11 protein-coding genes are annotated in these 10,247 nt (G+C 66.1%); 4 read left to right on the top strand and 7 right to left on the bottom strand.

Features of this window, described 5'->3' with window-relative positions; all coding sequences use genetic code 11:
* Window positions 1-26: 26 nt before the first annotated feature.
* The 4 genes from WM2015_RS01300 to WM2015_RS01285 all read right to left on the bottom strand — a co-directional run bounded on the left by WM2015_RS01300 (window position 27) and on the right by WM2015_RS01285 (window position 4,096).
* Window positions 27-2,141 carry a RelA/SpoT family protein gene (locus tag WM2015_RS01300; protein WP_049724337.1) on the bottom strand — a complete coding sequence of 705 codons (2,115 nt, stop codon included), beginning with the start codon at window positions 2,139-2,141 and terminating at the stop codon, window positions 27-29.
* A 64-nt stretch (window positions 2,142-2,205) separates the two neighbouring features.
* Complete coding sequence (gene rpoZ / locus WM2015_RS16395) at window positions 2,206-2,475, bottom strand: DNA-directed RNA polymerase subunit omega (RefSeq protein ID WP_049724336.1); 270 nt, start codon at window positions 2,473-2,475, stop codon at window positions 2,206-2,208.
* A 126-nt stretch (window positions 2,476-2,601) separates the two neighbouring features.
* The gene (gene gmk / locus WM2015_RS01290) at window positions 2,602-3,237 is read right to left on the bottom strand and encodes a guanylate kinase (protein ID WP_049724335.1); all 636 of its coding nucleotides are present in this window, start codon (window positions 3,235-3,237) and stop codon (window positions 2,602-2,604) included.
* Window positions 3,227-4,096 (bottom strand): YicC/YloC family endoribonuclease, encoded by an 870-nt coding sequence (locus tag WM2015_RS01285; protein WP_049724334.1) that lies wholly within the window; start codon window positions 4,094-4,096, stop codon window positions 3,227-3,229. Before WM2015_RS01285 ends, gmk begins: the two co-directional genes overlap by 11 nt.
* Before the next feature lie 73 nt (window positions 4,097-4,169).
* Here WM2015_RS01285 and rph point away from each other — a divergent pair, with 73 nt between their 5' ends.
* From rph to WM2015_RS01265, 4 genes are all read left to right on the top strand, one after another.
* Window positions 4,170-4,889, top strand: a complete 720-nt coding sequence (rph, locus tag WM2015_RS01280; RefSeq protein ID WP_049724333.1) for a ribonuclease PH — start codon at window positions 4,170-4,172, stop codon at window positions 4,887-4,889.
* Window positions 4,879-5,484, top strand: a complete 606-nt coding sequence (rdgB, locus tag WM2015_RS01275) for an RdgB/HAM1 family non-canonical purine NTP pyrophosphatase (protein ID WP_049724332.1) — start codon at window positions 4,879-4,881, stop codon at window positions 5,482-5,484. Before rph ends, rdgB begins: the two co-directional genes overlap by 11 nt.
* Window positions 5,485-5,828: 344 nt before the next feature.
* Window positions 5,829-7,016 carry a radical SAM family heme chaperone HemW gene (gene hemW / locus WM2015_RS01270; RefSeq protein ID WP_049726927.1) on the top strand — a complete coding sequence of 396 codons (1,188 nt, stop codon included), beginning with the start codon at window positions 5,829-5,831 and terminating at the stop codon, window positions 7,014-7,016.
* A gap of 53 nt (window positions 7,017-7,069) precedes the next feature.
* On the top strand, window positions 7,070-8,383 hold the full coding sequence (locus WM2015_RS01265; RefSeq protein ID WP_082169337.1) for an MFS transporter: 1,314 nt from the start codon (window positions 7,070-7,072) through the stop codon (window positions 8,381-8,383).
* Here WM2015_RS01265 and WM2015_RS01260 read toward each other — a convergent pair.
* The 3 genes from WM2015_RS01260 to WM2015_RS01250 form a co-directional block, all read right to left on the bottom strand.
* On the bottom strand, window positions 8,350-9,318 hold the full coding sequence (locus tag WM2015_RS01260) for a sensor histidine kinase (protein ID WP_049724331.1): 969 nt from the start codon (window positions 9,316-9,318) through the stop codon (window positions 8,350-8,352). The genes WM2015_RS01265 and WM2015_RS01260 overlap by 34 nt on opposite strands.
* Window positions 9,319-9,442: 124 nt before the next feature.
* Entirely contained in the window at window positions 9,443-9,883 is a 441-nt protein-coding gene (locus WM2015_RS16320; protein WP_049724330.1) for a type IV pilin protein, read from the bottom strand.
* Window positions 9,880-10,242 (bottom strand): hypothetical protein, encoded by a 363-nt coding sequence (locus tag WM2015_RS01250; protein ID WP_156200742.1) that lies wholly within the window; start codon window positions 10,240-10,242, stop codon window positions 9,880-9,882. Before WM2015_RS01250 ends, WM2015_RS16320 begins: the two co-directional genes overlap by 4 nt.
* Between the last annotated feature and the right edge of the window lie 5 nt (window positions 10,243-10,247).

Raw genomic sequence — 10,247 nt, 5'->3', positions numbered from 1 at the left:
CGAAGGCCGTGGCAGGATAGCAATCATCAGGCCATTTCGCGGGAAACGCGAATCACGTTCGGGTTGCGCTTCAGGCGACGCATGACGCGGGCCAGCTGGACACGGTCGGTCACGCTGAGCACGAAGAACAGGGTGGCCGTTTCCTGATTGGCGTCCTTCTGCTCGACGCGCTCGATGTTGGCGCCGACCTGGCTGAGCGTGGTCGAGACCGAGGCCAGCACGCCCGGGCCGTTGACCGTCAGCAGTTTCAGCAGCACCGGAAACTGACCGCGGGTCAGCGGTTCCCAGGTCACGTCGATGCAGCGTTCGGCGTGGTTCTTGTACAGGCCCGGCACGTTCGGGCAGCGCTGGCGATGGATCACGATGCCCTTGCCCGGCGACAGATAGCCCATGACCGGATCACCGGGAATCGGATGACAGCAGGCCGCATAGCTGATCGCGCTGCCCTCGGTGCCACCGACGGACAGGGTGGTGACCGTGTCTTCCTCGGCCCGGCGGCGCTGGGTCAGCGGCAGCAACTTCTGCGCCACCATGCCCGCCAGCATGTCGCCCCTCGCGATCCGGATCAGCAGGTCCTCGAAGCGCTCCAGACCGAGCTTGGCCAGGTAGCGATCGATGCGGCGCTGGGAAATCTTCTCCAGCGAGGAACCGCGGCGAATGAGCGCCTGGTCGAGCAGGCGATCGCCGATCGCCACGGAATCGGCCTGCTCGAGGTTCTTCAGGTGCGAACGGATCGCCGTCCGCGCCTTGGACGTCACGACGAACTCCAGCCATTCCGGCAGGGGCTTGTGCGACTTGTCGGTGATGATCTCGACGGTCTGACCGTTCTCCAGGCGCGTGCGCAGGGGCAGGCGCTGCTGGTCGATCCTCGCGGCCACGGCCTGGTTGCCGACGTCGGTGTGGATGGCGTAGGCAAAATCCAGCGCCGTCGACTCCGACTTCAGATCGATGATCTTGCCGCGCGGCGTGAACACGAAGATCTCGTCCGGGAACAGCTCGGCCTTGGCCGTGTCCATGAACTCGCTCGAATCGGGCGAGCGATACTGGGTATCGACCAGTTTGAGCAGCCACTCGCGGGCGCGAACGGCGGTCGAGCGGTCCGGCGTGGCCTTGTAGAGCCAGTGTGCGGCCGCGCCCTTCTCGGCCACCAGGTCCATCTCCTCGGTGCGGATCTGGATTTCCACCGGCACGCCGTAGGTGGAATTGAGCACCGTGTGCAGGGACTGGTAGCCGTTCGGCTTGGGCAGGGCGATGTAGTCCTTGAAGCTACCCGGCTTGGGCCGGTACAGGCTGTGCGCCACGCCGAGGGCCTGGTAGCAGTGCGGCTCGGAGTGGGTGATGATGCGGAACGCGAACAGATCCGAGACCTGCTCGTAGCTCAGGGACTTGTCGCGCATCTTGCAGTAGATCGAATAGGCCGTCTTGGTGCGGCCTTCCACGCGGCAGGGAATGCCGGCTTCGCTCAGGCGCTTCTTCAGCTCGGCGGTGATCGAGTCGATCACCTCCTGGCGATTGCCGGCCACGGCCGCCACGCGCTGGCTGATGACGCGGTAGCGACGCGGGTAGAGATTCTTGAAGCCCTGCTCCTCGAGCTCTTCCTTGAGCGCGTTCATGCCCAGGCGCTCGGCGATCGGCGAATAGATGTCGAGGGTCTCGGAGGAGATCCGGCGGCGCGACTCGGCCGACATGGCGCCGATCGTGCGCATGTTGTGCAGGCGATCGGCGAGCTTGATGAAGATGACCCGGAGGTCACGGCTCATGGCCAGCAGCAGCTTGCGGAAGCTCTCCGCATCGGCCTCGCGCCGGGTGCGGAACTTCATCTTGTCCAGTTTGGTGACGCCGTCGACGAGCTTGGCGACTTCCTCGCCGAACTCGCGGGCCAGGTCCTGGTGCTCGAGGGGGGTGTCTTCGACCGTGTCGTGCAGGATGGCGGCCGTGATGGTCTGATGGTCCATCCGCATGCCGGCCAGAATCTGAGCCACCGCCACCGGGTGGAAGATGTAGGGCTCTCCGGAACGGCGGGTCTGGCCGCGATGGGCCTCCTCGCCGACTTCGTAGGCACGCAGGACCTGGGCGACCTGCTCGGGCTCCAGATAGGTGTTGAGCAGGTCGCGCAGTTGCCGGACCGGGGCGGGCAGCATCAGCCTTGCCCTCGCATCAGGCGCGTGCAGTCATGAAGCGATCCCGTGAAACGATCCCGACCGATCAGTCGTCGTCTTCGGGCGGCGGCGGCACTTCAGCCTGCATCGCCGCCAGGCGCGCGTCGAGATCGGCCTGCAGGGCGCCGATGTTCTCATCGTTGACCTGGCCTTCGGCGATCTCGCGCAGGGCGATGACGGTCGGCTTGTCGGAGGATTCCTCGATCAGCGGGTCCGCGCCGTTGGCGATCATGCGAGCGCGCTGGGCAGCGGTGATGACCAGTTCGAAGCGATTCGGAACGGCTTCGATACAGTCTTCTACGGTTACTCGGGCCATGCTGTGTCCTGATTGTCTGCTGGCAGACGCGCTCATCGCGACTGCCCGGTGTCGTGCCACCGGCCGTCGGTATTGCGGTTCGAGCGGGCAGCGAATGCCCCGAACCGGAGTCACCGCGGACGGAAGTCAATCTTTCATTGTATCGCGTGCCGGGATTTCGTCCAAGAGCCTGGTGACCCGCTTTGCCTGGCGGGCCCGGCGCAGCGGCCAGACCTTGACGATCGAGGTCAGCTCTTCGAGGGCCGTGTCGAAATCGTCATTGACCACCATCCAGCGGAAATCCCCGCAGGCCTCGAGCTCGGCCCGCGCCTCCCCGAGGCGTCGCTCGATCACCTCGGGCGCGTCGGAGCCGCGGCCCTTGAGGCGCTCGGCGAGGATCTTCATCGACGGCGGCAGGATGAACATGCTGCACAGGCCCGGGAACTGGGCCCGCACGGAGCGGGCGCCCTGGACGTCGATCTCCAGCAGGACATCACGGCCCGCCGCCCAGAGCGCCTCGACGCGATCACGACGGGTGCCGTAGAAATTGCCGTAGACCTCGGCGTATTCGAGGTAGTCGCCGGCCTCGATGCCGGCCTTGAACTCCTCGACGCTGACGAAGTGGTACTGCTCGCCGTCGACCTCGCCGGCGCGCGCCGGACGGGTCGTGTCGGACACCGACAGGGACAGGCGTGGGCAACGCTTGAGAAGCCCGCGCATCAGACTGGTCTTGCCCGCCCCGGACGGAGCGGCAATGACGTAGAGCTCGCCCTTACTCGACATTCTGCACCTGCTCCCGCATCTGTTCGATCAACACCTTCAGCTCGACGGCGGCCTGGCCGGTCTCGACGACGGCAGCCTTGGAGCCCAGGGTATTGGCTTCTCGATTGAGCTCCTGCATCAGGAAATCCAGACGACGACCGACCGGCTCGTCCAGGACCAGCACCCGACGAATCTCGGCCACGTGCGCGTCGAGGCGATCCAGCTCCTCATCGACGTCGAGCTTCTGCAGCTGCAGGACCAGCTCCTGTTCGATCCGGCCCGGTTCGACGGGCTGACTGAGCGCGGCCAGGCGCTCCCGAAAGCGCGTGTCCAGGGCGGTACGGATTTCCGGCAGATGACGTCGCACTTCGGCGACCTGATGCTCGATCCCGGCCAGCCGCGACTCGATCATCTCGGCAATGGCAGCTCCTTCGCCTTCACGGGCCTCGACGAAGGCTTCGATGGCCTCGTCGAGCAGGGCCATGGCCGCGTCGCGCTCGGCCTCGAAGTCCGGCCGCTCGCTGACGATCAGGCCGGGCCAGTCGAGCAGATGGACCAGGTCCGGGCTGGCCGCGCCACCGCTCAGGCCCGCCAGCTCGTCATGGACGCGAACCAGCGCCCGCGCCAGATCCCCGTTCAGGCGCAGATCGGCACTGGCCGCCGCGGCATCGGCCTGGAAGCGCAGGCCGGCCTCGACCTTGCCCCGCGAGAGCGCCTCCTTGAAGCGCTGGCGGATCGCCGGTTCGAGGGCGCGGAAGTCTTCGGGCAGGCGCAGGCTGACGTCGAGATAGCGGTGATTGACCGATCGCAACTCCCAGCTGAGCGTGCCACGCGTGGTGGCCGTGCTGCGTGCGGCGTAGGCGGTCATGCTGCGGATCATGGCGGGTCCCTGCGGGCATCGAAACAAGCCCGACATGGTAACCTTGCCGGCTCGCCCAGACAAAGGACTCCGCATGCGACCTTCCGGACGCCAGGCCGACGAATTGCGGCCCGTGACCATCGAGCGCCACTACACCATGCACGCCGAAGGCTCGGTCCTGATCGCCTGCGGCAACACCCGCGTCCTGTGCACGGCCAGCGTCGAAGAGCGCGTCCCGCCCTGGCTGCGTGGCAAGGGTTCGGGATGGATCACCGCGGAGTACGGCATGCTGCCCCGCGCCACGGGCACGCGCAACATGCGCGAGGCCAGCCGCGGCAAGCAGGGTGGCCGCACCCTGGAAATCCAGCGCCTGATCGGCCGCAGCCTGCGCTCGGTCATCGACCTCCAGGCCCTCGGCGAGCGCACCGTCACCCTGGACTGTGACGTGCTGCAGGCCGACGGTGGCACCCGCACCGCCTCGATTACCGGCGCCTATGTGGCCCTGGTCGATGCCATGGACGGCCTGTTCGACGCCGGCAAGGTCAAGCGCAGCCCGGTGCACGGCCACGTGGCCGCGGTCTCGGTGGGCATGCTCGGCTCGGAGGCCGTGCTCGATCTCGACTACGCCGAAGACTCCTCGGCCGACACGGATCTCAATGTCGTCATGAACGACGGCGGCGGCTTCATCGAAGTCCAGGGCACGGCCGAAGGCCATGCCTTCCGCCGCGACGAACTCGACGCGATGCTGGCGCTGGCGGAAAAGGGCATCAGCGAATTGATCGCCATCCAGGAGGCCGCACTCAATGGCGCTTGAAGGCAAGACTCTGGTGCTGGCCAGCGGCAACGCCGGCAAACTCAGGGAGCTGGCGCACCTGCTCCAGCCCCTGCATATCGACGTCGTCTCGCAGGCCGAGTTCGCGGTCGAGCCCGTCGAGGAAACGGGCCTGACCTTCGTCGAGAACGCCCTCCTCAAGGCCCGCGCCGCGGCCCGAGCCAGCGGCCAGCCGGCCCTGGGCGACGATTCCGGCCTGGTGGTCGACGCCCTCGAAGGCCGTCCCGGCATCCGCTCGGCTCGCTTCGCCGGCGAACAGGCCAGCGACGAAGACAACAATCGGCAGCTGCTCGAAGCCCTGGCCGATCTGCCCCGGGATCGGCGCACGGCCTGTTTCCACTGCTGCCTGGTGCTGCTGAGAAGCCCCGAGGACCCGGCACCGATCATCGCCCACGGAGTCTGGCACGGGCAGATCCTGGACGACCCGCGCGGCGAGCACGGCTTTGGCTACGACCCGCTGTTCTACGATCCGCAGCTCGGCGCCACGGCCGCGGAACTCCGGATGGAAGAAAAGGCCCGGGTCAGCCACCGTGGCCGGGCCCTGGCCAGATTGATCGAAGCCATCAAGGAAGCTTGACGACCGGTTTAAGGACTCGGATTGAAGGTTTCAGCGTTCAGAATGGAGCCCCGAGAACCGGGAACAGCAGACTGGGGGCAGTCGTCGCATTCGCAGAGTTGCCTGCGTTATGTGTGTGTCGGATGTGCCGCGAAGCCTGCGATAATGCGCCGTCGTCGAGTTGACCGCGATGTCTGAAGCATGGACCGTCGGGCACGTGGGCCCGACCTACCCAGGGTTCCTATCGAGTCATTTCGATAACGGGATGGGCGATGGCCTCCGGTAATCCGGGGTGTCTTCGCCCAGCATCGAGCAACCCTGAACCCCGAACCCTGAACCCTTGAATCCCTGATTTCCCCTTGATCCTGCGCCTCCCACCACTTTCCCTGTACGTCCACCTGCCCTGGTGCGTCGCCAAGTGCCCCTACTGCGACTTCAACTCGCACGCGCTGAACGGTGAACTGCCCGAAGCGCGCTACATCGACGCGCTTCTGGCCGACCTCGAGGTCGATCTGCCGAGGGTCTGGGGCCGCACGGTGCACAGCGTGTTTCTCGGCGGCGGGACGCCGAGCCTGTTTTCCGGCCAGGCCATCGATCGCCTGCTGACCGGGCTGCGCGCGCGCTTGAACCTGGCGCCGGGCGCCGAAATCACCATGGAGGCCAACCCCGGCACCGTCGAACACGATCGCTTCGAAGCCTATCGCGAGGCCGGCGTCAACCGGATCAGCTTAGGGGTACAGAGCTTCGATGATCGGCAGCTCAAGACCCTGGGGCGGATCCACGGCGGCGAAGAAGCCATGCGGGCCATCGAGGCTGTCCAAGGCGCCGGCTTCGAGCGTTTCAACCTCGACCTGATGTGGGCCCTGCCGGGCCAGACCACCGAGCAGGCCCTGGCCGATCTGGAGCAGGCCCTGGCCTTCGAACCGACCCATCTGTCCCACTACCAGCTGACCCTGGAACCGAACACGCTCTTTGCCGCGCGCCCGCCCGCACTGCCGGACGAAGACACAGTGATCGACATGCAGGACGCCTGCGCCGAGCGCCTGCTGGCGGCCGGCCTGGAACACTACGAGATTTCGGCCTGGGCCGGTCCCGGCCAGGCCAGCCGGCACAACCTGAACTACTGGCGCTTCGGTGACTACCTCGGCATCGGCGCGGGCGCGCACGGCAAGCTGACCCTGCCCGCCGAGCAGCAGGTCCTGAGAACCCGCCGCAAGTCCCACCCCCGACCGTATCTGAAGGCCCCCGAGACCCGGGACTTCATCGCCGAAGCCCGGCCCGTTCCCGAGGCCGAACTGCCCTTCGAATATTTCCTCAACCGCTTCCGCCTCGACGAGCCGGTGCCGCTGGCCGATTTCGAAGCCTTCACGGGCCTGTCCAGCCAGACGATCGAAGCCGCGCTGCAGCGCGCGCTGGAGCTCGAACTGATCGAGCTCGACCCGGTCTGCGACCCGCTGGAATCCGGCAGCCGTGCCCACCAGCGGATCGTTCGCACGGAGCGAGGCCAGCGCTTCCTCAACGACCTGCAGGCCCTGTTTCTCGACTCGGCCTGAAGCCGTCAGGCCGCTCTGGCATACTCCAGAGGAACCCTGATCAAGCCATTCACATGCGCGGCATCTTCGCGATCATCACCCTGCTCCTCGGCATCGCCATCCTGCTGGCGGGCAACGGCCTGGTCGGCACCCTGCTCGGCGTGCGCGGCGGCATGGAAGGCTTTTCCAGCGGCGTGCTGGGCGTGATCATGGCCGGCTACTTTTCCGGCTTCGTCGCCGGCACCTTCATCGTCCCCCGGATCATTCGCAGCGCCGGGCATGTGCGCTGCTTCGCCGCGTTGGCCTCGATCTGCTCGGTCACGGTGCTCGTCCACGGCCTGTTCATCCATCCGCTGGTCTGGCTGGTCGCACGGGCCATCGCCGGCATCTGCATCGTCGGCATCTACATCGTGATCGAAAGCTGGCTGAACGAACAGACCAGCAACGAGCAGCGCGGCCATATCTTCTCGGCCTACATGACCACCACCCTGATCGGCCTGGGGCTCGGCCAGACCCTGCTGCTGGCCGGCGACATCTCGACCCTGGAACTGTTCGCCCTGGGCTCGGTGCTGATGTCGATCGGCCTGGTGCCGGTGGCGCTGACGCGGGTCAAGGAACCGCCCCTGGTCGACACGCACCGCCTGGGCCTCGGTCAGCTCTATCGGATCTCGCCCCTGGGCGTGATCGGCGCCCTGTTCGCGGGCGTCGGCACCGGCGCCTTCTGGGGTCTGGCGCCGGTGATGGCTTCGGGCCTGGGGCTCGATGCCAGGGGCGTGGCCGGCTTCATGAGCCTCAGCATCCTAGGTGGGATCCTCATGATGTGGCCGCTGGGCCGACTGTCCGACCGCTTCGATCGGCGAAGCGTGCTCGCCATCGTCAGCCTGATCACCGCCCTGGCCGCCCTGGCCGGGTGGTGGCTGCTCGACATCCGTCTGCAGCTGATCATGCTCACGGGCTTCGTCTACGGCGCCTTCGGCTTCAGCACCTATGCGCTGGCGGCCTCGCACACCAACGACCACGTCGACAGCCAGCACATGCTCGAGGCGGCCTCCAGCCTGCAGCTGCTGTACGGAGCCGGCGCGATCATCGGCCCATTGCTGGCCGGCAGCCTGATGCAGTGGAGCGGCCCGGCCACGCTCCTGCCCTTCATGAGTGCCGCAGCCCTGGTTCCGGCACTCTTCGCCCTGTGGCGGATGCGCATCCGGCCGGCGCTGCCCACCGAGCAGCAGAGCGAGTGGGTTCCCCAGTTCGCCACGTCACCGGCGGTGCTGGAAATGCACCCGGATTCGGTAGAGGGCCCGGAATCGCCACCGGAGGGGGACACGATGACGGATGACCGGGTCTCGGGCTCGGATCAGGAACGCGCAGCCGATGGCAACACCAGCTGAGCTCGGAATCGCTGATCCTTCGATTCGACCTTGAGACTGGCACCCTCCTCATAGGCCAGGGCCAGGCGCTGGCGGATGTTTTCCAGTGCGGTTCGATTGCCGGCATGGGGACGTGCGTTCTCGGATGGAAGCGGATTCTCGACGACCACGCGGACTCGGCCGAAGCGCATGGCCTGAATCCGAAGCTGCAGGACGCCGCCCTCGGGACTGGGGGCGATGCCATGCAGCACCGCATTCTCCACCAGGGGTTGAATCAGCAACGCGGGCAGCTGCATGCCCTGATCCACCTTCGGATCGATCTCCCATTCGACCACCAACCGATCGCCCAGCCGCAGGGATTCGATGCGCAGGTAGGCGCGGATCAGTTCGATCTCCTCGGCCAGGCGGTGACGCGTATCCCCGCGAAGACCGGTGCGCAGGAGGTCGGAAAGGTCGATCAGGGCGTCCTCGGCCTGGTCCGGCTGACGATGAATCAACTCCGAGACGGCGTTGAGCGCGTTGAACAGAAAGTGCGGGTGAATTCTCGCCTGCAGGGCCTCCAGACGGACTCGGGATTCGAGGGCAACCTGCATGCGCCACTGATTCTGCAGCACGAGGAAGCGCGCCAGGAGAAAGGACAAGAGCAAGGCCATCAACGTATTGCGCAGGATGAACCAGGACTGAGAGGTCGCCGTTTCGAATGGAGCGATCCAGACCACGGCGGCACTGCTGATGAGCACCAAGCCGGTGCAGACCGCCATGACGATCAGCGTCAAGCGCAGGGCCCGGCGCGCGGATGGCCGCTGCAGCAAGCGGCAGAGCACACCGAGCGACAGAAAGGCGTTGAAGAGAATGAACGGCAGCGCAAGGCCGAAACGAGCCCAGAAGGCGTCGACAGACAGCGGCCCGCCGGCAGAAACCAGCATCGCCAACAGCGCCGACAGCAGGACGGCCAACAACAAGGAACCGGGTGAACAGAGATCACCCGATGAAGCCGCCGTGGCTGACGACCGCCCTTTCACTTTCGACAGAGGGCCCGGGATGCCCGGTGATCACCCCGGAGCCGAAAACTCGATGAGCCTACCAGCAATCCTCGACGGTGCCCGTACCACTGATCGAGCGCTGGCCCGTATGCGTGATCTGAAAGTTGCCGCATTCAGTGTCTCGAGTGGCCTGCGTGCCCTGAGGGGTGGCGCGCAGAGTGTAAGTCGTCCCGGTCATGGCGACCGAGGTCACCAGATAGGTCCCGGTCTCTGACCCGATGCCGTCTCCCCCCAGAGGAGTGACCACGGTGCAGTTGGCGGCATCGTTATAGCGATTGAAACGAGAATAGCATCGCTCGAGCGCCTGGGCGGCATCCATGATGGCTGCCTTGCCTTCGGTCCGATTGGTCCGGATGACATAGTTGCTGTAGGACGGAATGGCGATCGCCATGACGATGGCCAGAATGGCCAGCGCCACCATCAGCTCGATGAGCGTGAAGCCAGCTGCGGGATTCCGGAAGCGGGCACCGGCCTTCATCGTTCTGCCCTCCAGATCCTGATCACGAGCGGCCGGTGATCCGCGGACGGTTCCGTCCCGTCCGTCTGGATCATCACCTGCATGCCGGGCCGCAACTGGCTGAGCCGCAGACCATCATCGTCCGACTCTTCGGTCATGCCCGCGAGCCGCGCCCCCGTGGAACCCTCGGCGTATTGGTAGCGACGGCCATCCAGGACGATCTCGCCTGTTCTGACATTGATCGAATCCACGGTCATGGGCTGCGGGAGGCTCAATGCCAGATCGCGATCGATGGCGCTCGAGTCCTGGGCAAGACCCAAGGAAGATCCGGTGAGCGTCAAGGCGACGACCATGGCTCTCAAACAAGCAAGTACGTTCATAAGGG

It is taken from the genome of Wenzhouxiangella marina (genome assembly GCF_001187785.1).
Classification (GTDB): Bacteria; Pseudomonadota; Gammaproteobacteria; order Xanthomonadales; family Wenzhouxiangellaceae; genus Wenzhouxiangella; species Wenzhouxiangella marina.
Note: the sequence above shows the minus strand (reverse complement) of the source record. Positions and strands in the feature narration are given on the sequence as shown.